This is a genomic window from Hymenobacter sp. APR13, assembly GCF_000737515.1.
In the GTDB taxonomy this organism is placed as follows: Bacteria; Bacteroidota; Bacteroidia; order Cytophagales; family Hymenobacteraceae; genus Hymenobacter.
Map to the genome: position 1 here is coordinate 463,202 of NZ_CP006587.1, position 22,408 is coordinate 485,609.

Here is a 22,408-nt window from a genome sequence, read left to right on the forward strand (position 1 = left end):
AATTATATTAGCATATATCGTTTCACCTCCACCTTATAGCAGCAATTACAGCAGCTACTTGATGCGCCCTCAATCACCACGCAAGAGGTTAAAATTCAATTAAAAACGCAATTGACGGCCATTTATCTCCGCAAAATAGAAGGCTAATTTTTTTGGAAAACAGGAAATATGCTTATCTTTGGATATGTCGAAAGTCAAGCTTCCCGTTTCGCCTCCCGTGCAGCTCTATGCCCGCTGTGTAGACGCCTCGCGCCGCCCCACCGACCACGTAGGTGACTGGCCTGAAGCCGGCCGCGTGTATCCCGTACAACTGCGCCGCAACGCCCGCACCGGTCAGCCGCAGGTACACGTATTGGGTTTTTATGCCGAGCGCCCGTACGGAGCCTTTGCCCGCCACCGCTTTGAAACCGTGGCCCAGGTGTGGCTGAATTAGGCCTCCCTTCTTCTCCACCACAAAGCCCGGCTTCTCCGCTCATTGGTAGCGGAAAAGCCGGGCTTATTTCTTTTCTGCGGTCAATGGGCGCTACCTATTGCCCAGAAAGATATTAGCGCTGTATGTCAGTCTTAGCTGCCTGGCCTATTTCGATGGCCGGCGTCGTTTTACCCTCTCCGAACAGCACTTGGTCGCCGAGATTGTAAATCTCCTGAATGTCATGCAGGATGTGCTCGAAATCCAGGTTCAGGTCTTTGAGCAGTCCGGTCTTCAGGTCGAACACCCAGCCGTGTACCGTAGGGTAGCCGTTTTTCAGGTACTGCTGTTGCACCACAGCCATCTTAATGACGTTGACGCACTGCTCCTGCACGTTCAGCTCTACCAGCCGGTCGTAGCGAGCCGTGGTGTCCTCGATTTTGTCGAGTTCCGGCTGATGTAGGCGGTAAACGTCGCGGATGTTGCGCAGCCACGGATTCATCACTCCCAGGTCTTTGGGTTGCATGGCAGCTTTCACGCCTCCGCAGCCATAGTGCCCGCACACAACAATGTGCTTTACGCCCAGGTGAGCTACAGCGTACTCAATCACCGAAGTGGCGTTCAAGTCGATGTTGATGACCAGGTTGGCTACGTTGCGGTGCACAAACACCTCCCCGGGCGCCACGCCCATCAGCTCTTCAGCCGTCACACGCGAATCGGAGCAGCCGATGTAGAGATAGTCGGGCTTCTGGTCGGAGGCCAAGTGTTTGAGGAAGTCGGCGTTGGTGGCCGTGCTGGATTCCACCCACTGGCGGTTGTTCTCGAAGATTTCGTCGTAGGTTATCATAGTCGCAGTATACGTTTTTCGGCCTTGAAGGATAGCTGGCACAGAATATTTTCACACCACATAATTACAACGCCCTGTTTAACAGACATCTACTTGCCAGTCCCAACAGCTCCTCGCTCCCGGTAGTGCCAGAAAATTCCGGCGTCGAAAGGCGTCCAGAAGGCGGCGCGCTGCCCGGCTGCCTTCAGCGCCTCATTAGCCCAGCTGTTGCAAGTGTAGAACAGGTTATACGTGCGTTTAGCTTCGTAAAATGCGTCGTACTGGCCGTAGCTATGGCCCGCAATGTGCTCCACGCGGCCCTGCGCATCGTAGTCGAAGCTCTGCTGAATGAAGTTGATCAACTGAGCATACTGCTCCTCCGACAGGTAGAGCCGGACGCAGTCTTTGCCCTCAGTGGGGCGGTGGTGAAACGTGGCGTGGATGGCTGATTCGCCCAGCCAGAACATGGCCTTGAAGGCCGTGCTGGGCTTGAGTTCGGCCCAGGTAGGCGTGTCGAGGTAGAAGCCCTTGTCGCCCCAGCCAAAGCCCACGAACTGCATGCTCGGGTCGGCGGCGGGCGTGTCGGCGTAGCGGATCTGCCGGGTCCAGTCCATCTGCGAGTTGCGCACGGGCACCACAATGTCGGTGTGCACGCCGTTGGAGAGGATGTACACCTCCACCCCATCGGGGGTGGGCTTGCCTCGCTCACCTACCGGCACGGCCGACAGCCCTACGGCGGCCACGCCATACAGCACCAGAATGCCGAGTATACTGCCGCCGGCATAGGCGGCTCCTTTGGCTATTTTCTTCAGCGTAACGGGCATGTAGCAACGAGGGACAGAGTGAGCAAAGAAGGGAAATGACCCCTCATACGAAAGAGCGCAAAGAAAGCCGTTCGCGGATTATATTTGGTGCTTATACCCGCACTATGCCTCAGCCCGACGACCAGACGTACACCATTCCGGCCCCGTACCGGCGCATGGAAAACCTGCACATCCTGTTCTGGCTACTCAAGGATATCGGCTGGTGTATGCTCTGGAAACCGCTGGGCATCAGCATGATTTTCCCGACCCTGACCATTGCCCTCGTTATCACCTGGCGCACCCGCCACATTGCCGCCGAGCTGGCCCACAACCTGGCCATCGTGTTCTGGATTTCGGCTAACTCCTACTGGATGATCAGTGAGTTTCTGGAATTTGATACGGTGCGGGTCTGGGGCAACGTCACAGGCAAGCACCTGGCGCTACTGCCATTCCTGACGGGCCTCCTGATTCTGCTGTACTACTACTTGGTGCAAAAGCCCCGGGAGAACCGGACGGAGCAGGTGGAAGCGCTGTAACGGCAATCCACGATCAGCCGCTAACCGCTACTTATTCACCAAGTGGCAGAATATCTGTCTGCACGGCTCGATTGCCACCAATAGCTTTTGTATGCGTGATGATCCTGGCTCGGTACTCGCCTGCTTGCAGGTTGCCATTCACACGCGGCGCCAGCCAAGCAACCGGAACCGTTGCCAGCGCCTGCAGAAGAACCTTTTCGTATCGTGTTGGAGGCGTGCTGCCAGCTAAGGTCACCCCGGTTAGCTGGCCGGCGGCATCTATGCTGAATACAAAATCGGATATGCTTTCACGGCCCTGGCTGATGACAGATATAATGGATCTACCAATGCTTTGGTGAATTTCAGCCATGAGCTGCTCTTTGCCGCCTGCATAAAGAGTTGGGTGGCTTTGCGCCGCTTCACCGATTAGCTCTGTTCCATCGGGTTTACGCCAATAGACAAGCTGGTTGGTGAAGTGGTTTATCTTCTGCACAACGTGTCCCTGCGCGCCGTAGTAGGTCCAGATTCCGACGCGCTTACCTGACGCATATTGGCCTTGGGCCTGCATTACGGCGGTGGTGTCATTGATATTCACCGTCACACCATTTTTCAGTGCTACTGTCTGAGCAACGGTAGTAGAGGTAGACGAAAAAGGCTGGTAGTAAGTCCACCAGCCATCAGGCTGCCCCGCGTGATAGGTGCCCTTGCTGATCAGCTTATTCCAGGGTCGATGCTGCGAAAATGTCAGCCATTCCCCTTCCTTTTTCCCCTGCTCATAACTGCCTGACTCGAATATGATGACGCCGCCGGCAAAAGCATTTTGCTGATAGCGTGCATACGCGCCATGCCGTATTCTTTTATCGGCTTTAAGCACCTGAAACTCTTCGACGCTCCCAGGTACAGTATTGCGCATGATTACTGTCTTTGTTTCTACTTGGGCGGAGGCAGTAAGTGAGAAGCCGAACAGGAAGAATAGGAGTAAAAACTTTGATTACATTGGCTGCCATAGGATAGTTCAGCTTCAAAGTAAACACTAAAACAGCTGCCTCCCGCAGGAAGGCAGCTGTCGTACTTTGGCTGTTCAGAATTGTCCCTGATACAGAGTTGTCAAGCTTTCCTGCACAGATAACGATGCCTTACCGCACCTCCTGCATTCCGGCCACAACCAGTTGCATCGGAGCCGGCTGAGCGGGGCGGCGGGCACTCCAGCGGCGCAGCACGAAGTGCGTGGGCAGATAGGCAACCACCAGCAGCGCCAGCAGCCAGCAGACCAGGTACACCGGGGCCGGCAGCCAGGTTTGCGGGGCGGCGTCATCGAAGCCGAACACGTAGTTGATGTTCACCGGAATCTTCGGGTCGGGCATGATGGCGCCGGCGGGTGGCAGCAGGAAGTACGCTACCAGGCACAAAGCCCAGGCCACGCCCGTCCAGGCCCAGAGGGCGCGCCGGTCGTAACCGAGGTGGCGCACCAGGTACACCAGCAGAAACGGCAGCCAGCCGTGGAAAAACGAGAGGCCGCGCAGAAACAGGCTGCGGTTTTCATCGAACATGTACGAGGTCATGCCCAGCAGCCGGACGCCCACTAGCTCGCCCACGAAGTCGGCACACCAGAGCACCTGCGGCAGCAGAATACCCACCGCCGCCATCGACGCCGGCAGGGCCTTCTCGGTCCAGACGCTGATCAGGCAGAGCAGCAACGATATGTCGCAGAAGTACAGGAAGTTGCTGGGACCGTAGTTGTACCAGTACACCGGCACCATCACGGCCAGGAAGGCGGTGAAGAGCACTTTCAGGGCAAGTGGCAGACGGGAGGCAGGGCGAAGCATGGCAGGAGCGTATGGCGGTGAGGATTGCTACCAGTCTTCCGGACTGATATGCTGCGACAAGTATAGCGCACCGCCCTCCTCCCCTGCACCCGAATTATTGCGTTTTCAGGACTTCATACAAATTGGCAAATCTGCTTTACAATCTCATTGAAGCTGTTTTTAGTCAGATATTCAGACTTTACAGACATCCTATTTCAGCATAGATTCAGCCGGTTTGCGGCGCATTTCCATCCTGATAAGGCACAAAAAAACGGCCGCCTCCCTTGTGGGAAGCGGCCGTTTTCACTTGCGGGCCGAAGCCGGAATTACTTCTGCGACAGCTGGGCTTCGCCCGACTCCTTCAGACGGATCAGGTTCAGGGCCGAGCCGGCTTTGAACCACTCGATCTGGCCTTCATTGTAGGTGTGGTTCACCGTGATGAGGTCGGTGTCGCCGTCGGCGTGGTGCAGACGGATCTGCAGGGGCTTGCCGGGAGCAAACTCCGTCAGGCCGAGGATGTCGAACGTGTCGTCCTCTTCCACCAGGTCGTAGTCGGCCTTGTTGGCGAAGGTGAGGGCCAGCATGCCCTGCTTCTTGAGGTTGGTTTCGTGAATCCGGGCGAAGCTCTTCACCAGAATGGCGCGCACGCCCAGGTGGCGGGGCTCCATGGCGGCGTGCTCACGCGAGCTGCCTTCGCCGTAGTTCTCGTCGCCTACCACAATCGACCCGATGCCCTGGGCTTTGTAGTTGCGTGCTACTGCCGGTACCGGCGAGTAAGGCGTGCCCTGCGTCAGGCCATCTTTCACGGCGTTGGCTTCGCCGTTGAAGGAGTTGATGGCGCCGATGAGCATGTTGTTGGAGATGTTGTCCAGGTGGCCGCGGTATTTCAGCCACGGGCCGGCCATCGAAATGTGGTCGGTGGTGCACTTGCCCTGGGCTTTGATGAGCAGGCGCAACCCTTTCAGGTCGGTGCCTTCCCATGCCTTGAAGGGGTCAAGCAGCTGCAGACGGTCCGACGTCGGCGCTACTAGCACCTCTACGCCCGAGCCATCGGCGGCAGGCGCCTGGAAACCGGCATCTTCCACGGCGAAACCAGCGGGCGGCAGCTCAATGCCCCGTGGCTCGTCGAACTTCACCTGCTGGCCGTCTTTGGTGGTCAGCGTGTCGGTGAGGGGGTTGAAGGTCAGGTCGCCGGCAATGGCGAAGGCCGTCACGATTTCAGGCGAAGCCACGAAAGCGTGGGTGTTCGGGTTGCCGTCGTTGCGCTTGGCAAAGTTGCGGTTGAAGCTCGTGATGATGGAGTTGCGGCGCTTGGGGTCGTCGGTGTGGCGGGCCCACTGCCCGATGCACGGACCGCAGGCGTTGGCCAGCACCACGCCGCCCATCTGGGCGAAGGTGTCGAGCAGGCCGTCGCGCTCCACGGTGTAGCGCACCAGCTCCGAGCCGGGTGTTACGGTGAATTCGGCGTTGACCGTCAGGCCTTTGCTTACGGCCTGGCCGGCAATGCTGGCGGCGCGGGTGATGTCCTCATACGAGGAGTTGGTGCATGAGCCAATCAGACCCACTTCCAGCTTCTCGGGCCAGCCGTGCTCTTTCACGGCGGCGGCGAACTGCGAAATCGGCCAGGCGGCGTCCGGCGTGAACGGGCCGTTCACGTAGGGCTCCAGCTCGTCGAGGTTGATTTCGATGAGACGGTCGTAGAAAGCTTCGGGGTTGGCATACACCTCGTCGTCGGCGCGCAGGTGCTGGGCCACGCCGGCGGCGAGGTCAGCAATGTCGGCGCGCTCGGTGGAACGCAGGTAGTCGCCCATCTTCTCGTCGTAGCTGAACACCGAGGTGGTCGCCCCGATTTCTGCGCCCATGTTGCAGATGGTGCCTTTGCCGGTGGCCGAGAGGCTGTTGGCGCCTTCGCCGAAGTACTCCACGATAGCGCCGGTGCCGCCTTTCACGGTCAGGATACCCGCTACTTTCAGGATTACGTCTTTGGCCGAAGTCCAGCCGTTCATTTTGCCGGTCAGCTTCACGCCGATTACTTTCGGGAACTTCAGCTCCCAGGCCATGCCGGCCATTACGTCCACGGCATCGGCGCCGCCTACGCCAATGGCAATCATGCCGAGGCCACCCGCGTTAGGCGTGTGCGAGTCGGTGCCGATCATCATGCCGCCGGGGAAGGCGTAGTTTTCGAGCACCACCTGGTGGATGATACCAGCGCCGGGCTTCCAGAAGCCGATGCCATATTTATTGGAAACAGAAGCCAAGAAGTCGTACACCTCCTTGTTTTCGGAGTTGGCGATGGCCAGGTCTTCGGTAGCGCCTTCTTTGGCCTGAATCAGGTGGTCGCAGTGTACGGTACTGGGCACGGCAGCCTGGGGCTTGCCGGCCTGCATGAACTGGAGCAGCGCCATCTGGGCGGTGGCATCCTGCATGGCCACACGGTCGGGGGCGAAATCGACGTAGGATACGCCCCGCTCAAACGCCTGCGAAACCGTGCCGCCGTACAGGTGAGCGTACAGGATTTTTTCGGTGAGGGTAAGCGGGCGGCCAACGGCGGTACGGGCGGCCTCGATGCGGGAGCCCATGCCAGCGTACACAGCCTTGATCATCTCTAAGTCAAACGCCATAATTCAAAAGGGAAAAAGTGGAGAGAACGTGCCTATCAAAGACAGGTACGCAAATATAGGTACAGGTCGTTGCGCAGCCCAACTTTTCGGTGGCCGGAAGCCCGGTGCGGGCGGCATTTAGAATGATTCCAGCCGGGGCCTGCCCAAAGTTGGCCTACATTCGCGGCCATTCCACTCTAAACTAATTTGGGCTTGCTGTAGTTTAGCCCCGAATCACCTTAACCCTCTTTTGTATGCCCGTTGCCATTGACATTCGCAAGGCAGTACTCGGGGCCGGACTCGCGCTGGCCGCCGCGGCCTGCCAGCCCAATTCCTCCACTTCTGAAAATCAGGCCGCTACCGAGGCCGGCAGCGCCGCCACTGCTTCGGCCCTGTCGGCCGGCACTTGGCGCGGCGTGCTATTGGCCCAGGGCCAGAAAATACCGTTTTTGTTCGACGTAAACACCGACGGCGGCAAGTCCACCGTGACGCTGCGCAACGGCGAGGAGCGTCTGAAACTCGACGAAATCAGCGCGGCAGGCGACTCCACCACCATTCGGCTGGGCGTGTTCGATGCCGCCCTGGTGGTGCGCGCCGATGGCACCGACAAGCTCAAGGGCACCTGGGTGAAGTACGACGGCAAGGAGCCGTACCGGGTGGCATTTGCGGCGGAGAAAGCCGGAGCTGATGCGGCCCTGTTCATGGGCACGGCCAAAAACACGTCGGTTTTCGGTGACCTGAAGAAAGGCGGCACGTTCCGCACGGAATTCAAGGGCAGCGACGGTGAAACGTACCCAGCCGTGGGCATTATCACCCAGGACTCGCTGAATCCTACCCAGCTGACCGGCACGTTCCTGACCACCACCGGCGACTACCGCTACCTGGCTGGCAACCTGGTAACCAAGGCCGACGGCGAGCATATCTTGCTGTCTACCTTCGATGGTAGCCACGGCTTCCTGTTTGATGGCAAGCTGGCCAAACCCGGCAACATCAACAGCATCAGCGGCGACTTCTACTCCGGCAAATCGGGCCACGAAACCTGGACCGCCGTGCTCGACCCCAACGCCAAACTGCCCGACGCCAACGCCCTGACCGGCATGAAGCCCGGCCAGAAAAAGCTGGACTTCAAGTTCCCGAGCATCTACGAAGGTGGCAGCATCTCCCCTTCCGACCCTAAGTACAAGGGCAAAGTGGTGGTGCTACAGGTGCTGGGCTCTTGGTGCCCCAACTGCATGGACGAAACCAACTTCCTGGCCCCGTGGTACGAGAAGAATAAAGGCCGCGGCGTGGAAATCATCGGGCTGGGCTACGAGCGCACCACCGACCAGAAAGTGGCCTCGCAGAAGCTGCTGAAGATGAAGGAGCGCATGAACATCGGCTATGATATTGCTGTGGCTGGGCAGGCGTCGTCGGCGGAGGCCAGCAAGTCGCTGCCGCAACTGCAGAAGGTACTGGCTTTCCCGACCACCATTTTCCTGGATAAGAAAGGTGAGGTGCGCAAGATTCACACTGGCTACTCGGGCCCCGGCACCGGCAAATACTACGAGCAGGAAGTGGCCGAATTCAACAAAACCATCGACCAGCTGCTGGCGGAATAAGGATCACGGTTTTTAGACGAATTGAGGCGGATTTCACGGATTTTGTGGACGGCGCTGGTTCGTTGCTCTCACCTGCACTTGCACTACAAACAGCAAAGGCTTGCCAGTTGGCAAGCCTTTGCTGTTTCACACGAAGATCAATCGTCCACGAAATCCGATAAATCCGTCTCTATCCGGAAAAATCCGTGCGCCTTTCCAGCAGCACAATCGGCTCGTTATGATACGTGGCGCGGGCGAATTCGTGGAAGTTGAACTTGCGGGCTACGGCCAGAGAGGCCACGTTGTCGGGGTCGATGATGCAGGTGAGGCGGGCCTGCGGGAAGCGGGGCTCAATCCAAGCTAGGGCGGCTTGCACGGCTTGGCTGGCGTAGCCACGGCCGTGCAGGCGCGGGGACAGGGTCCAGCCGGCTTCCAACGTGCCCTTGAGCGAGGGCGTCAGGTCGCGCCGGAAGTCGAAGAAGCCCACGCTGCCGGCGTAGCGGCCGGTGGCCTTCTCCTCAATGGACCACGCCCCGTAGCCGAACATGGCCCAGTGGCCCAGCTGGCCCAGCATCCGCCGCCACACTTCCTCCTCGGTCTGGGGTTTGTTGCCCAGGTAGCGGTAAAACGCTGGGTCGTTGGAGAGGGCCGTAAACTCGGGCAAATCGGTGGGCAGCGGGCCGCGTAGCAGCAGGTCGGGCGTTTCGAGGCGGGGCACCGCTACGGCGGGCGTATCGAGCAGGCTAAGCAAGGGCGGCGTCATAGTGAATAGCGGATGAGGTGGAATATGGACGGGAGGCGGAACTCAGGCACTGCCGACGGCCAGCCACAGTGGCCCCTTGGGGCGCAAGGTAATCAGCGGATCGGTGGCAGCCGGCGCTTCGGCAACGGGTACAAACGTGAAGTGGCGCAGGGCTTCCAGCAGCACCAGCTGAATTTCGGTGAGAGCAAAATGGCTGCCCACGCACAGCCGCGGCCCGCCCCCGAAAGGCAGGTAGGCATAGGCCGGAATGGGCGGCTCCTGGCCGGGCGCAAACCGCTCGGGCCGAAAAGCATTGGGCTCCGGCCACAGCCCCGGATGGCGGTGGATGCCGTGGATGTAGAGGGAAAACAGCGTGCCTTTGGGGATGGGCAGCCCCCGAAACTCGTCGTCCTCCAAGGCCACACGGTCCAGAATCCAGGCGGGCGGGTACAGGCGCATGGTTTCCTGCACCACCTGCATGGAGTATGGCAGCTGCGCCAGCTCCGCGAATTCGGGTGGGCGGCGGGCGAGGCCGGCGGCGGTCCGCTCCTGCCGCACCTGCGCGGCAGCCTCCGGGTGGCGGGCCAGCAGGTACAGCATCCAGCTTAGGGCGTTGGCGCTGGTTTCGTGGCCGGCCAGCAACAGGATGTTGGCCTCGTCCAGCAGTTGCTCCTCGCTCATGCCTTCCCCAGTGTCCTCGTAGCGGGCGTCCAGCAGCATCTGCAGCAGGTCGTTGGGGGGTGTTGGGGTGACAGGTGACAGGTTAGGGGTGACAGGCGGCGGGTTATTCGTGAAAGGGGCTGCTATTTCAGGTGAAGCCAGAGTACCCGGCGCTGCCTGACGCCAGCGGATGTAGCCGCGCACCAGCTCGCGCAGTTCCTGACTGAGGGCATCGTGCCGGCGAAACGCGCCCCGGGCCGTGAACCAGGGCCGCAGGTAGGGCTGCCGGATGGTGCGCACGTAGAAGGCCTGAATCTGGGTGAGCACCTCCGACAACCGGTCACGCTCGGCATCGGTCATGCTGGTGCCGAAGGTGGCCTGCGCGATGATGTGGAACGCCACGCGGGTCATTTCGGCATGAATATCCACCGTGAGCCGGCCGCCGGCCGCGGCCAGGCGGGCACGCAGTTCCTGGCTCCACTCCTCGGCGGCGGCCTGCATGAGGCGTGTGAGGGCCGCCAGCCGCTGCCGGTGGAAGCCGGGCTGAATCAGGCGGCGCTGCCGCAGCCAGTCGGCGCCCTCGTTGGTGAGCAGGCCGCGGCCCAGGTACCGGATCAGGCCGTGCGTAAGGTCGGACTTGAGGTAGCGGCGGTGGTTTTTCTGCAGGATGTGCTGGGTCAGGGCCGGGTCGCGGGTGACGATGCAAGGCCGCACGCCGCCCAGGTGCAGGCCCACCGTGTCGCCGTGGTGCGCGAGGGCGCGGTCGAGGTTGCGGATGGGCTGGCGGGCCATGGCCAGGGAGCCCAGCAAGGTGCGCCAGCGCGGCACGCGCGGCAGCGGCCCGGCCAGCGCCGCCGGGGGCAGTTCAGGGAATTCAGACATAGCAGGCAGGCAAACAGGCCCGGCGTTGGGCTCCGGAAGATACTGAGCCGGCGCGGTTGGGTGGCGCTACTGCCGTTTCAGCCGAAGCAAGCAACCTACCCGAGTGGCATATAAGCTGAACCGCCCCGAAGGCCGGCGGGCGGACGGCCGCGCTGCTGGCACAACCCGGCAAGGGGCTTCCCGCGTACAGCTACCTGGGCACCACGCCCCGCACCGGTCTTTCTCCAACAACCAAACCAGCAGTACTTATGTGGATCCAACAAAAATCTGATGCCCTGGCCCCGCTGGCCGACTTGCAGGGCCACACCGTGGGCCTGAAATTCGAGTGCAACCACTGCCACACCGAAGTCTTCACCGACTCGCTCGGCGTACCCGCCCCCGACCATCTGGCCAACTCCATGGAAGACGACGGCCAGTACGAAAAAGAAGAAGTGAAGTGCCCCGGCTGCGACATGACCCACGAAATCACCGTCAAAAGCACCTTCGACGGCGTAAAATTCGACGTCTCGGAAGTAGCCCCCGGCAGCGTCTCCTATCAACTGAATCACTAATTGCTCACGGATTAACGCGGATTTTTCGCGGATCCGTCGGATTTTGTAGATGATTGATTTTCGTGTAAAACAGCAGAGGCTTGCCGTTTGGCAAGCCTCTGCTGTTTTACAATATGAGTGAGTGCAAATGAAAGCAACGCATCAGCGCCGTCCACAAAATCCGTGAAATCCGCTTCAATCCATGCTAATCCGTGATCCGCTTAGTGATTCCGCTCGATGGTATAGTTGATGAGCTGCTCCAGCGAGGTGCGGGAGGCCGAGGCCGGAAAGGTATGCAGCACGGCCAGCGCCTCGTCGCGGTAGCGCTCCATTACTTTAATGGCGTAGTCGAGCCCGCCGGACTGCTGCACGAAGTTGATGACGGCCTGCACCCGGTCTTTGCGGCCATCGTTGTTTTTGACGTTGTAAATCACCTTGCGTTTGGTCAGCCAGTCGGCTTGCTGCAGGGCGTAGATGAGCGGCAGCGTCATCTTCTTCTCCTTGATATCAATGCCCACGGGCTTGCCGATTTCGGCCGTACCGAAGTCGAACAGGTCGTCTTTGATCTGGAACGCCATGCCCACTTTCTCGCCAAAGAGGCGGGCGCGCTCAATGGTTTCCTTGTCGGCGCCGGCCGAGGCCGCGCCCACGGCGCAGCAGGAGGCAATGAGCGAGGCCGTTTTCTGGCGGATGATATCGAAGTACACGTCCTCCGTAATATCGAGGCGGCGGGCCTTTTCGATCTGCAGCAGCTCGCCTTCGCTCAGTTCCTTCACGGCGTTGCTCACGATTTTGAGCAGCTCGTAGTCGTCGTTTTCCAGGCTCAGCAGCAGGCCCTTGCTCAGCAGGTAGTCGCCTACAAGCACGGCAATCTTGTTTTTCCAGAGGGCGTTGATGCTGAAAAAGCCGCGGCGGTAGTTGCTCTCGTCCACCACATCGTCGTGCACCAGCGTGGCCGTGTGCAGCAGTTCGATGAGGGCCGCGCCCCGGAACGAGGCTTCCGGTAGCGGGTCGCCGCCGCTGATTTTGGCCGTGAAGAACACGAACATGGGCCGGATCTGCTTGCCCTTGCGCTTCACGATGTAGCCCATAATCTTGTCCAGCAGCAGTTGCTTGGTCTGCATGGACGCGCGGAATTTCTGTTCGAATTCCAACATTTCGGCGGCAATAGGCGCCTGTATCTGGTCCAGCGTTACGGTCATGCGGGTATTTTGGGCGCTGCGAAAGTACGCGGAAAAAGGTGAGATGGTAAACCGGGGCCCAAATCAGCCCGGAAATAGTCCATGTGGCACGCGGCAGACTCTGGCCCGGCACGCGCTCCTGCCCCAAACATCCAACTTCTCCCCCTACTTGTTCACCAACTCCTCCCCCAGACTCGTTACCTTCGCTGCATGCCTCAGCAGCCTGTTCGCCTCGATTTTCCTCTGAGCTGTGCCCGCCACAGCCGGCCCTTCATGGCCGATGCCCGCTACGTGCCCACCGGCCAACCCAAGCCAGTAGTGGTGTTCGTGCACGGCTTCAAGGGGTTCAAAGACTGGGGCCACTTCAACGTGCTGGCTGATTGGTTTGCCGGGCAGGGTTTCGTGTTCGTGAAGCTGAACCTTTCGCACAACGGCCTGGTGGTAGGCGGCACCGGCGACCTGGAAGACCTGGACGCCTTCGGCCGGAACAACTTCAGCCTGGAGCTCGACGACATCGGGGCGCTGCTGGATTGCCTGCACACACCCGGCCAGTCGGGCATTCCGGCCGCAGAAATGGATCTGGCGCGTTTGGCCCTCGTGGGTCACAGCCGCGGCGGCGGGCTGGTGCTGCTGAAGGCGGCCGAAGATGCCCGCGTGCGCGCCGTAGTGACGTGGGCGGCCATCAGCAACGTGAACCCCGGCTGGCCCGAGCATCTGATGCAGCAGTGGCAGCAGCAGGGCGTTTTTCATGTGGAAAACTCGCGCACCGGCCAGCAGTTGCCTATGCACTACCAGATTGTGGAAGACTACCACCAGAACCGCCTGCGCCTCGACATCCGCCACAACCTGCGCCGCAAGCTGCGCCAGCCCCTGCTCATCGTGCACGGCGACCAGGACGAAACCGTGCCCCTGGCCCGGGCCCATGAGCTACACAGCTGGAAGCCCACAGCCGCGCTACAGGTGCTGCCCGGCGTGACGCACAACTTCGGCGGCGCGCACCCTTGGCCGAAAGCGGAGCTGCCTGCGGAGGCGCTGCAGGCCGCCGAGGCCACCGCGGACTTCCTCCGGCGCGTGTTGTAGTCCGTGGCCGTTACTATGATTCTCGCCTACCTGTTGCTCGGCTCCAACCTCGGCGACCGAGCTACAATTCTGCACGAAGCCCGGCAGTACTTGAACAAAACGGCCGGCCCGGTAGTGGCCGCCTCCGGCCTGTATGAAACCGCCGCCTGGGGCCTAGAAGACCAGCCTCCGTTTCTCAATCAGGCGCTCGGTATCCAGACCAGTCTCTCCCCTGACCAACTACTACAAGTTTGTCTGGCCGCTGAACAGGAGGCTGGCCGGGTGCGGCAGGTGCGCTGGGGGGCCCGCACCCTCGACGTGGACATTCTGCTCTATGGGCCGGAAGTAGTGACCTTACCGGACCTGCAGATTCCACACCCTCGCCTGCCAGAGCGGCGGTTTGCGCTGGCCCCGCTGGCTGAAATTGCCGGTTCGGCAGTACACCCTACGGTACAACAGACAATAGCTGGACTCCTGGCGGACTGCCCCGACCAGTTGGCGGTGAGGCGGCTTTAGTAAGTACCCAATAGTACTGCAGGCCATGGTTGACGGCCGCTCTACTTCGATGTTGCAGAAGCAATAATTGGAATCTGATGCAGGAAGATGCTGTTCCGAACCGCTCGGGCAGCTGGATAGGTGAGCCACAGCCCTAGCAGCACCAACAGCCACCGCGGATGCCGGCCTGCCACCGCCCGCACGGCCCCAAACAGCAGCAACATAACAGGCCCAAACACAACACCGGCATATCGCTCACCATCATGCAGACCAGCGGCGCCCCGGCTCATCACGTGCGCCACCACATGCCAACTGATATAAGTAGCCACCATGGCCAGCATCACCCAGCCGAAACGCCCTATGTTGCAAGCCCCTAGCACAAGCAGGCATAGCATCACGGCTCCTGCCAGCAGATAAGCCCACGACACCGCGGCGGTAGGCACTGGCAGCGGCACCACCCAACGCGCCAGCACGAAACTAAAGTCGCTGAGTGGCTGCAGCCCCCAAGCAGCTTGGGAGTACAAGACCAGTGGCTCATCCTGCTGCGAACGAGCTACCCATAGCTGCCACCCTACTCCGCCCACCAGGCTTATCAGCAGGTGCCAGGCAAGTAAGGCGTGGCGCTGCCGTACCTCTTGCCAGCCATAGGCGGCAAGCAGGCCAGCCGCAGTACCTAACAGCAGGAAAAGCCCGGATGTGCGCTGCAGCGGCAGTAGAAATCCAGCTACTGTAGCCAACACCAGCCAACGGTGTTGCTGATGGGTCAGGTAGCTGTACAGTGCCACCACATATGCCGTGAAAATCAGCAGAAACACCGATTCGGCCCAAATAAACTTGGCAGCCAGCAGCCACGGCGTGCTAAGCGCCAGCACCCACGGCACCACCGATTTCCAGGTGGCATCAGCACCCAACATCTTCCGGCCCAGCCAAGCCCAACCTCCCCAACTGCCCAACAGGCACAAGGCATGCAACGCTGCTACGGCCGCCGCAGGCTCGCGGACGGCCCCAACTGCTGCCAGCAACACCGGATACAATGGGCCCCAGAATACGTAGGCTGTGCCATCTGGATTAAGCAGGTGACGAGTGGCCGCCCAGCTGTGAGCTGCCGCCATGTAATAGCGCGAGTCTGGAGTCTGGGCGGGCCCGGGGTACATAGCATAGGCATACAGGAAGCCCAGCACAGCTAGTGGCAGCAGCCAGTTGCTATAATATACAAACCTGCTGATTGCCTCAGTCCCCGAGCCCGCCCTTATCCTCATACTACCGCCGAGCTGGCAGCAACTTCCGGCGCAATCTTCTTCACGAGACCCTGCAGCACTTTGCCGGGGCCGCACTCCACAAACTCAGTGGCGCCGTCCTGCACCATGCGCTGCACGCTCTGGGTCCAGCGCACGGGTGCCGTGAGCTGGCGCACCAGGTTTTCCCGGATTTCGTCGGGGTTGGTGTGCGGGGCGGCGTCCACGTTCTGGTACACCGGGCAGATGCCGGCCGAGAAGGTGGTTTTGGCTATGGCCTCAGCCAGCGCAGCCTCCGCCGACTGCATCAGGGGCGAGTGGAACGCGCCGCCTACCGGCAGCGGCAGGGCCCGCTTGGCGCCGGCGGCTTTCAGCTGCTCACAGGCCAGCTCGATGCCGCGCTGCGAGCCGGATACCACCAGCTGGCCGGGGCAGTTATAGTTGGCCGCCACCACTACGTTGCCGCCCGCCGTAATTTCCTGGCAGATGCGGGCCGTGGTGTCGTCGTCGAGGGCGAGGATGGCGGCCATGGTGCCGGGCTGCTCCAGGCAGGCGGCCTGCATGGCTTTGGCGCGTTGGGCCACCAACTGCAGCGCGTCTTCGAAGCGCAGCACCTTGGCTGCTACCAACGCCGAAAACTCGCCCAGCGAGTGGCCTGCCACCATATCGGGGCGGAAATCGGGCAGCACGGCGGCCAGCGCTACCGAGTGCAGGAAGATGGCCGGCTGGGTCACGTCGGTGCGGCGCAGGTCTTCTTCTGAGCCCGAAAACATGACGTCGGTGAGCGAGAAGCCCAGAATGTCGTTGGCCTGGTCCATGAGGCGCTTGGCCTCGGGGTGCTGCTCGTACAGGTCGCGGCCCATGCCGCTGAACTGGCTGCCCTGGCCGGGGAAAATTACTGCTTTCAAAGGATCACGGATTAGCACGGATTTTAGCGGATTACACGGATTTCGTGGACGGCGCCCGCAGCGCAACGGGTGTCTGGCGGGGCCTGTCTGTCCGGGTCTGCTTTTCCGGGCGGATGAGAGAAAAATCAGACGCAAGCTGCACAAAAATGTCTTCTGACGCCAGCATAGCCCCATGCGCCACACGTCTGCCCCGCCCATAAAAAAGCCGGGCGCCCCAAAGAGGCGCCCGGTAATCGGCCATCCAACTTGTGAAATCCGCTGCAATTCGTGCTAATGCGGGATGTTTAGCGGCTGATTTCCACCCACCCTTTATAGGTGCGCTTGGTGTTGTTAACGTCGCCGAACTCCACGTCGGCCTGGTAGAAGTAGACGCCTTCCACCACCGTCGAGCCGGAGTTGCCTTCGGCGCGGCTGCCGCCGTTCCACTTAATCAGCGGCTCCTTGTCGCTCTCGTAGATTTTTACGCCCCAGCGGTTGAACACCCGGAAGCTCGTACGGCGAATCGGGGTGAACACCTTGGGCCTGAAAGTATCGTTAAGGCCGTCGCCGTTAGGCGTAAACACGTTGGGCAGCAGGAACAGCTGGCAGTCTTCTTTGCACTCCACGTTACTGCGTACACTACGCGTGCCGCTGGAATCCACGGCCTGCACGGCGTAGCACCCGGCCTCCGACGTGAGGTTGCGGTGCAGGTAGCTCATCTGGGTGCCCGGCACCGACGTCAGAAAAGTCAGCGAATCGGTGCTGTTGGGCGCGTAGTAGATATTATACGAGACGATGGCCCGGCTGCAGTCCGGTGGCGTGGCGCCCAGCGTCCAGCTCAGCACATTGGTGTAAATCGGACCGGAAGCCGGCGTGGCCGGCAGATCGAACAGGCGCGTGGCGAGGCTGTCGCAGTTGGGGCGCTTGAGGCTCAGCACCGGCGGGCAAGGAATGGAGCGCAAGGCCACGCACTGCTGCTGGCTCAGGTTGATGAGCGGGTCGATGATGCCCGGGTTGCTGTACGTGCCGTTCGTCGAGACGTAGTAGCAGTAGGTCTGGCCCTTCACCAGCGGCCGGGCCGTGGTGCCCTGGTCGACGTAGGTGCCGCCGGTGGTCGTGCCCGTTACGGTAGCAATCTGCACAAACTGGCTGCCCGTACCCGGGTCGCGGCGGAAGATGGTGGCCGGCCGGCGGCTGTTGTCCCACGGCACGTTGTAAGTCCAGCGTAGCGTAATGCGGTTGTTCTGCGGATCAGGCGTGCCATCCACGCGCACGCTCGAAGCGGCCGTGGCGGTTTCCGTCACGATGCCGGAGCCGGGCTGATTGGTGGTGTTGCTGATGAACTCCAGCCGGTAGATGTAGGCCCGGTTCTGCGTATCAAGGTTATTGTCGACGTACACCGTGTCGTTGGGGCGGTCTACGATGCGGGCAATTTCTGTGAACGTGGCCGTGCTGCTCTGGCCGTTGGCGCGCAGCAGCCGGTATACCAGCGGCGCATTGAAGGTATTGATAGGGCCAGGGCGGGTCCACTTCACCGTGATGCGCCCGGCTGTAGTGGAAGTAGCATCCACCGTGACGTTGGTAAACACCGCCGAGCGGCCCGCAAAGCTTACGCAGGCTTCTTCCGAGGCCAGGCTCTTGCCGCCGGCCGGCAGCGGAAACTCCACATAGATGCGGTAGCAATACGTTTTGCCGCGTTGCAGCCCTAGGCCGTTGTTGGTATCCACGTACGAAAGCAGGTCGCCGGTAGCGGGCGGTGTCGGGTACGTTAGCGTCTCAATCAGCGTGTAGCCAGCAGAGGCGGGAATGCCGGTTACGCAGGGGCCAGCAATGGGAGGCCCTGGGTTTTCGCGGCGGAAGATGAGGATGCGCGCCCCCGGCCGCTGGCAGATGTACCGGTCCCAGGTCAGCACAGTGTTGTTGCCTAGTCGGCTAGCCTGCAGGTTCTGCGGCGCCGGCCCAATGACAGTGATGTTCCAGACGCGCTGGTCAATCAGCACCGGGTTGTTGCCGGTAGGCTGGTCTTCGGCCGTGAAGCTTACGCGTGTAGGCTGCGCGGCAATGTTGTTGCAGTCAGGCGTCCAGCGGAACGTGCCAGCGGCCGTAGGCGGTCCGAACGAGGTCTGCGTGAACGTGGCCGGCGGCAGAATGCCGCTGTTAGCCGTTATCCGCACCGGGTTGCGGTCGGCGTCTGTGGCCGTCACATTGCCCGTCACGAGTGTGCCGGCCACCACACAGATATCCGGCGGAATAGTGAGGATGGGGCGCTGATTGGTAGTACCCTTCACGTTGATCTGCATGTCGCGGATTACGGTGCCAACCCGCCGCCGACCGAACTGCGTGCGGCGCCATTCCTGTACTTCAAAGGCTATGTTATATTCCCCCACCGTGCCCGGCGAGTTCCAGATAATTGTGCCTGTGACGGGGTTTTGCTGGAAAATAGATGCTGCCCCACCCGGTACCCAATCAGGGTTGCCGCTAGGTGGGTCGCTATACTGCACCTGTACGCCGTTATTAGATCCTACCAGTTGGTTGGGCCGAACGTAGCCAGTTGCAGTAGTGGAATTTACCTCAAAACAAGGAGCGACAGGCCCGCCAATTCCTCCCGGCACTTGCTGGCTGGGGCGTAGCACGAAAGCAAGTGAGTCGCCATCAGGGTCGAATGCCGAAGGATTATGCAAAAAAACCTGCCCAACAGCCGCGTTATCAATGGCTGGCTTGGTCAGGATGGCTGAACGGTTGCGGCCCAAGCCTGGGTCAAGGGTAAATGTGGTAGAAATGAAAAAGCTTTGTTGGTCGGAGTTAGCCATATTCAACACTCCTCCGTTTCTATTCTCACCTATATAAGATACAGTATAAGTCCCAACCGCATTATACGTGTGCTCGAAAACATACACGTTCCGGTTGGTTTCGCCATTGATTACCGTTACCGACTGGCGGGGAATTACCTGTGGCGCTGTACAGTCGCCGAAGAAAATCGTGACGGTGCGCTCGTCAGGAATAGGGCCAACAGGCGTCTTCTGAAAGAGAATCATCTTAAAGAACACCCGATTGGGATTGAAACCGGGCCCAACGGTGGTATCTACTTTAGCCTGGATGTCTCCGGCCCGTAGGTGGGAGGCCTGCGCTTGAGGGGCGGCCCACATCAGGATGCCAATTAGTAATGCCAACAACGACCCACGCCGTGCCAGCCAGAATAGTAAGGAAGAATGCATAAAGGTGCGCGCTAAGAAGAAAACAAAAGCCCGGTTCAGAAACACCGGAAAAGACACCGGGAAAATCGTACAGGTTGTCCAACAAAAATCCTGCCCGGCAGGTTAATCACCCGAAACCTATCCGCCGGTTAGTGTAACGGCATTCCGGGTGGATAGATTCACGGAAGGTAACGCCTAATGAGGAGACTTTATTTGGATTGTTTCCTAGCGGGTCGGCCCGTACCTTTGGCTGATTCACCGACCCCACCAAACCCTTTTTCTCGCTCCTATGAGTTGGATTAGTAACACGTTTTCCAGCAGCATCGGCCGCAAAATCGTTATGGCCGCCACCGGCCTGTTTTTGTGCTCTTTTCTGGTAGTACACTTAGCCGGCAACTTCCAATTATTCAAAAACGACGGCGGTCTGGCATTCAATGCCTACTCCGAGTTTATGAGCCACAACACCATCATCCGGATCTTGGAAATCGGACTGGTGGCGGGCTTTGGCTTCCACATTTATGAAGGCCTGACGCTAGCCCTCAAAAACAAAGCTGCCCGCGGCAGCAACTACGTTTCCAACCACATCGAGCAAAACAGCCCCTGGCATGCCCGCAGCATGGCGGTGCTGGGCAGCATCGTGCTGTTCTTCCTGATTGTGCACCTCTACAACTTCTTTGGCACGCTGCGTTTCGGCGAGCCGATCAAGGATTCTCAGGGTAATGAAAATGCCTACGCCCTGGTGGTAGACGCCTTCCACAACCCGCTGTATGTAGCCCTGTACGTGCTGGCGCAGGCAGCTCTGCTCTACCATTTGCTGCATGGCTTCCAGAGTGCCTTCCAGACGCTGGGCCTCACTCACCGCAAGTATACGCCCGCCATCAAGCTGCTGGGCATCGTCTTTTCTGTTGTCGTCTGCGCCGGTTTTGCCGCTATGCCGATTTACTTCTACTTTTTCAACTAACTCCACCCCAGCACGCCTATGTTTCCGGAGTCCAAAATTCCCGAAGGTCCCTTAGCCGAGAAGTGGGAAAAGCATAAGTTTAACGTCAAGCTCGTCAACCCTGCCAACAAGCGCAAGTACGACGTAATCGTGGTGGGCACCGGCTTGGCTGGTGGTGCTGCCGCTGCCTCGCTAGCTGAGCTGGGCTACAACGTGAAGGCCTTCACCTACCACGATTCGCCCCGCCGCGCGCACTCAATTGCCGCGCAGGGTGGTATCAATGCCGCCAAAAACTATCAGAACGACGGCGACTCGGTGTTCCGCCTGTTCTACGATACCATTAAAGGCGGTGACTACCGCGCCCGCGAAGCCAACGTGTACCGGCTGGCGCAGGTGTCGGTAAACATCATCGACCAGTGCGTGGCCCAGGGCGTGCCCTTCGCCCGTGAGTACGGCGGGCTGCTGGCCAACCGCTCCTTCGGCGGTGCCCAGGTAAGCCGGACGTTCTACGCCCGCGGCCAGACCGGACAGCAGCTACTGCTGGGGGCCTACTCGGCCCTCTCACGTCAGATTGCCTACGGTAAGGTGAAGATGTATACACGTTCCGAAATGCTGGACGTGGTAGTAGTTGACGGTCAGGCCCGTGGCATCATCACCCGCAACCTAATTACTGGCGAAATTGAGCAGCATTCGGCCCACGCTGTGGTGCTGGCTACGGGTGGCTACGGCAACGTGTTCTATCTGAGCACCAACGCTATGTACTGCAACGCCACGGCTGCGTGGCGCGCCCACAAGCGCGGTGCCTACTTCGCCAACCCCTGCTTCACCCAGATTCACCCGACCTGTATTCCGGTTTCCGGCGACTACCAGTCGAAGTTGACGCTGATGTCGGAGTCGCTGCGCAACGACGGCCGCGTGTGGGTGCCCAAGACGGTGGAGATGGCTGAGCGCCTGCGCAAAGGCGAAATCAAAGCCTCCGACATAGCCGAAGACGACCGGGACTACTTCTTGGAGCGCAAATACCCTGCTTTCGGTAACCTCGTGCCCCGCGACGTAGCCTCGCGCAACGCCAAGCAAATGTGCGACGAAGGTCGCGGCGTAGGTACAACCGGCCTGGCCGTGTATCTCGACTTTGCTGACATCATCAAGCGTACCGGTGCCGAAGCGGTGAGCCAGAAGTACGGCAACCTATTTGCCATGTACGAGAAAATCACCGACGAGGACCCGTACAAGCAGCCGATGCGCATCTACCCGGCCGTACATTATACCATGGGCGGCCTATGGGTGGACTACAACCTGCAAACCACCATCCCTGGCCTGTACGCCACGGGTGAGTGCAACTTCTCCGACCACGGCGCCAACCGCCTCGGGGCTTCGGCTCTGATGCAGGGTTTGGCTGACGGTTACTTCGTAATTCCTTACACCATTGGTGATTACCTGGCTTCCACGCCGCCTAAACCTGTTACGACCGAGCACCCGGCCTTCAAGCAGGCTGAGGCCGACGTACGGGCCCGCGTGCAGAAGCTGATGAGCATCAACGGCACCCGCACGCCCGACGACTTCCACAAGCACCTGGGTCACCTGATGTGGGAGTATTGCGGCATGGCCCGCAACGCCGAAGGCCTTACCTACGCCAAAGGCGAAATTCAGAAGCTGCGCAAGGAGTTCTGGAGCGACCTGAAGCTGACTGGCACCGAAACCGAGCTCAACCAGGCTTTGGAGAAAGCCGGCCGCGTAGCCGACTTCCTGGAGCTGGGTGAGCTGATGATGGATGACGCCCTGAACCGCAACGAAAGCTGCGGCGGCCACTTCCGCGAGGAATACGCTACCGAAGAAGGCGAAGCCAAGCGCGACGACGACAACTATGCCTATGTAGCCGCCTGGCAGTACGTCGGCGACAACCAGCCGGAAATCCTGAACAAGGAAGAACTGACGTTCGAAAACGTGAAGCTCACGCAGCGGAGCTACAAGTAGTAGTGAGTATGTGGTACTGAGCGGGCGCCAAACCTGCTCAGTACTATTAGCCCCTCCCCTACTACATTCTCACTACTCAATACTCTCGAAATAC

Annotated in this window: 19 protein-coding genes; 8 read left to right on the top strand and 11 right to left on the bottom strand. The window is 60.1% G+C overall.

From position 1 onward, the window contains the following. The first annotated feature begins 184 nt into the window (after positions 1 to 184). Positions 185 to 433: a hypothetical protein gene (locus tag N008_RS01910; protein ID WP_044013321.1), complete on the top strand. Its 249-nt coding sequence runs from the start codon at positions 185 to 187 to the stop codon at positions 431 to 433. 112 nt (positions 434 to 545) lie between these two features. On the opposite strand, the gene N008_RS01915 is transcribed toward N008_RS01910, so the two are convergent. After that, complete coding sequence (locus N008_RS01915; protein WP_052381093.1) at positions 546 to 1,256, bottom strand: carbonic anhydrase; 711 nt, start codon at positions 1,254 to 1,256, stop codon at positions 546 to 548. A gap of 89 nt (positions 1,257 to 1,345) precedes the next feature. Further along, positions 1,346 to 2,059, bottom strand: a complete 714-nt coding sequence (locus tag N008_RS01920) for a TIGR02117 family protein (protein ID WP_044013323.1) — start codon at positions 2,057 to 2,059, stop codon at positions 1,346 to 1,348. Between the two features lie 104 nt (positions 2,060 to 2,163). On the opposite strand from N008_RS01920, the gene N008_RS01925 reads away from it, so the two are divergent. Continuing rightward, positions 2,164 to 2,574, top strand: a complete 411-nt coding sequence (locus tag N008_RS01925; RefSeq protein ID WP_197062928.1) for a hypothetical protein — start codon at positions 2,164 to 2,166, stop codon at positions 2,572 to 2,574. A 31-nt stretch (positions 2,575 to 2,605) separates the two neighbouring features. Here N008_RS01925 and N008_RS01930 read toward each other — a convergent pair whose 3' ends face one another. The 3 genes from N008_RS01930 to N008_RS01940 all read right to left on the bottom strand — a co-directional run bounded on the left by N008_RS01930 (position 2,606) and on the right by N008_RS01940 (position 6,979). Continuing rightward, positions 2,606 to 3,466 carry a toxin-antitoxin system YwqK family antitoxin gene (locus tag N008_RS01930; RefSeq protein ID WP_044013325.1) on the bottom strand — a complete coding sequence of 287 codons (861 nt, stop codon included), beginning with the start codon at positions 3,464 to 3,466 and terminating at the stop codon, positions 2,606 to 2,608. A gap of 223 nt (positions 3,467 to 3,689) precedes the next feature. Then, positions 3,690 to 4,379, bottom strand: a complete 690-nt coding sequence (locus tag N008_RS01935) for a hypothetical protein (protein ID WP_044013327.1) — start codon at positions 4,377 to 4,379, stop codon at positions 3,690 to 3,692. A 305-nt stretch (positions 4,380 to 4,684) separates the two neighbouring features. Next, positions 4,685 to 6,979 carry an aconitate hydratase gene (locus N008_RS01940; RefSeq protein ID WP_044013329.1) on the bottom strand — a complete coding sequence of 765 codons (2,295 nt, stop codon included), beginning with the start codon at positions 6,977 to 6,979 and terminating at the stop codon, positions 4,685 to 4,687. Between the two features lie 233 nt (positions 6,980 to 7,212). On the opposite strand from N008_RS01940, the gene N008_RS01945 reads away from it, so the two are divergent. After that, positions 7,213 to 8,556, top strand: coding sequence for a TlpA disulfide reductase family protein (locus N008_RS01945; RefSeq protein WP_052381094.1), 1,344 nt, complete (start codon positions 7,213 to 7,215; stop codon positions 8,554 to 8,556). Between the two features lie 169 nt (positions 8,557 to 8,725). On the opposite strand, the gene N008_RS01950 is transcribed toward N008_RS01945, so the two are convergent. Together N008_RS01950 and N008_RS01955 are read right to left on the bottom strand one after the other, a co-directional pair. Further along, positions 8,726 to 9,298, bottom strand: coding sequence for a GNAT family N-acetyltransferase (locus N008_RS01950; RefSeq protein ID WP_052381095.1), 573 nt, complete (start codon positions 9,296 to 9,298; stop codon positions 8,726 to 8,728). A 42-nt stretch (positions 9,299 to 9,340) separates the two neighbouring features. Beyond that, positions 9,341 to 10,819, bottom strand: a complete 1,479-nt coding sequence (locus N008_RS01955) for a cytochrome P450 (protein ID WP_044013331.1) — start codon at positions 10,817 to 10,819, stop codon at positions 9,341 to 9,343. 248 nt (positions 10,820 to 11,067) lie between these two features. On the opposite strand from N008_RS01955, the gene N008_RS01960 reads away from it, so the two are divergent. Next, positions 11,068 to 11,370: a hypothetical protein gene (locus N008_RS01960; RefSeq protein WP_044013333.1), complete on the top strand. Its 303-nt coding sequence runs from the start codon at positions 11,068 to 11,070 to the stop codon at positions 11,368 to 11,370. Positions 11,371 to 11,570: 200 nt separating this feature from the next. Here N008_RS01960 and N008_RS01965 read toward each other — a convergent pair whose 3' ends face one another. After that, the gene (locus N008_RS01965) at positions 11,571 to 12,551 is read right to left on the bottom strand and encodes a polyprenyl synthetase family protein (protein ID WP_044013335.1); all 981 of its coding nucleotides are present in this window, start codon (positions 12,549 to 12,551) and stop codon (positions 11,571 to 11,573) included. Positions 12,552 to 12,740: 189 nt separating this feature from the next. Between N008_RS01965 and N008_RS01970 the strand changes: the two genes are divergently transcribed. Continuing rightward, positions 12,741 to 13,610, top strand: coding sequence for an alpha/beta hydrolase family protein (locus N008_RS01970; RefSeq protein ID WP_044013337.1), 870 nt, complete (start codon positions 12,741 to 12,743; stop codon positions 13,608 to 13,610). A 15-nt stretch (positions 13,611 to 13,625) separates the two neighbouring features. After that, complete coding sequence (gene folK / locus N008_RS01975; protein WP_044013338.1) at positions 13,626 to 14,105, top strand: 2-amino-4-hydroxy-6-hydroxymethyldihydropteridine diphosphokinase; 480 nt, start codon at positions 13,626 to 13,628, stop codon at positions 14,103 to 14,105. A gap of 41 nt (positions 14,106 to 14,146) precedes the next feature. On the opposite strand, the gene N008_RS01980 is transcribed toward folK, so the two are convergent. From N008_RS01980 to N008_RS01990, 3 genes are all read right to left on the bottom strand, one after another. Beyond that, positions 14,147 to 15,118, bottom strand: a complete 972-nt coding sequence (locus tag N008_RS01980; protein ID WP_156108960.1) for a hypothetical protein — start codon at positions 15,116 to 15,118, stop codon at positions 14,147 to 14,149. Between the two features lie 221 nt (positions 15,119 to 15,339). After that, positions 15,340 to 16,227 carry an ACP S-malonyltransferase gene (gene fabD / locus N008_RS01985; protein ID WP_044013340.1) on the bottom strand — a complete coding sequence of 296 codons (888 nt, stop codon included), beginning with the start codon at positions 16,225 to 16,227 and terminating at the stop codon, positions 15,340 to 15,342. 284 nt (positions 16,228 to 16,511) lie between these two features. Next, on the bottom strand, positions 16,512 to 18,593 hold the full coding sequence (locus tag N008_RS01990; RefSeq protein WP_052381096.1) for a gliding motility-associated C-terminal domain-containing protein: 2,082 nt from the start codon (positions 18,591 to 18,593) through the stop codon (positions 16,512 to 16,514). Positions 18,594 to 19,689: 1,096 nt separating this feature from the next. Here N008_RS01990 and N008_RS01995 point away from each other — a divergent pair. Both N008_RS01995 and N008_RS02000 read left to right on the top strand, forming a co-directional pair. Then, a complete protein-coding gene (locus N008_RS01995; RefSeq protein WP_044013344.1) occupies positions 19,690 to 20,361 on the top strand; it encodes a succinate dehydrogenase cytochrome b subunit in 672 nt (223 codons plus the stop codon). 18 nt (positions 20,362 to 20,379) lie between these two features. Beyond that, on the top strand, positions 20,380 to 22,314 hold the full coding sequence (locus N008_RS02000) for a fumarate reductase/succinate dehydrogenase flavoprotein subunit (protein ID WP_044013346.1): 1,935 nt from the start codon (positions 20,380 to 20,382) through the stop codon (positions 22,312 to 22,314). Positions 22,315 to 22,408: the final 94 nt, after the last annotated feature.

Bases quoted from the DNA above. Each gene is read 5' to 3' on its own strand.
- N008_RS01910 (WP_044013321.1), top strand. From the start codon at position 185: ATGTCGAAAGTCAAGCTTCCCGTTTCGCCTCCCGTGCAGCTCTATGCC.
- N008_RS01915 (WP_052381093.1), bottom strand. From the start codon at position 1,256: ATGATAACCTACGACGAAATCTTCGAGAACAACCGCCAGTGGGTGGAA.
- N008_RS01920 (WP_044013323.1), bottom strand. From the start codon at position 2,059: ATGCCCGTTACGCTGAAGAAAATAGCCAAAGGAGCCGCCTATGCCGGC.
- N008_RS01925 (WP_197062928.1), top strand. From the start codon at position 2,164: ATGCCTCAGCCCGACGACCAGACGTACACCATTCCGGCCCCGTACCGG.
- N008_RS01930 (WP_044013325.1), bottom strand. From the start codon at position 3,466: ATGCGCAATACTGTACCTGGGAGCGTCGAAGAGTTTCAGGTGCTTAAA.
- N008_RS01935 (WP_044013327.1), bottom strand. From the start codon at position 4,379: ATGCTTCGCCCTGCCTCCCGTCTGCCACTTGCCCTGAAAGTGCTCTTC.
- N008_RS01940 (WP_044013329.1), bottom strand. From the start codon at position 6,979: ATGGCGTTTGACTTAGAGATGATCAAGGCTGTGTACGCTGGCATGGGC.
- N008_RS01945 (WP_052381094.1), top strand. From the start codon at position 7,213: ATGCCCGTTGCCATTGACATTCGCAAGGCAGTACTCGGGGCCGGACTC.
- N008_RS01950 (WP_052381095.1), bottom strand. From the start codon at position 9,298: ATGACGCCGCCCTTGCTTAGCCTGCTCGATACGCCCGCCGTAGCGGTG.
- N008_RS01955 (WP_044013331.1), bottom strand. From the start codon at position 10,819: ATGTCTGAATTCCCTGAACTGCCCCCGGCGGCGCTGGCCGGGCCGCTG.
- N008_RS01960 (WP_044013333.1), top strand. From the start codon at position 11,068: ATGTGGATCCAACAAAAATCTGATGCCCTGGCCCCGCTGGCCGACTTG.
- N008_RS01965 (WP_044013335.1), bottom strand. From the start codon at position 12,551: ATGACCGTAACGCTGGACCAGATACAGGCGCCTATTGCCGCCGAAATG.
- N008_RS01970 (WP_044013337.1), top strand. From the start codon at position 12,741: ATGCCTCAGCAGCCTGTTCGCCTCGATTTTCCTCTGAGCTGTGCCCGC.
- folK (WP_044013338.1), top strand. From the start codon at position 13,626: ATGATTCTCGCCTACCTGTTGCTCGGCTCCAACCTCGGCGACCGAGCT.
- N008_RS01995 (WP_044013344.1), top strand. From the start codon at position 19,690: ATGAGTTGGATTAGTAACACGTTTTCCAGCAGCATCGGCCGCAAAATC.
- N008_RS02000 (WP_044013346.1), top strand. From the start codon at position 20,380: ATGTTTCCGGAGTCCAAAATTCCCGAAGGTCCCTTAGCCGAGAAGTGG.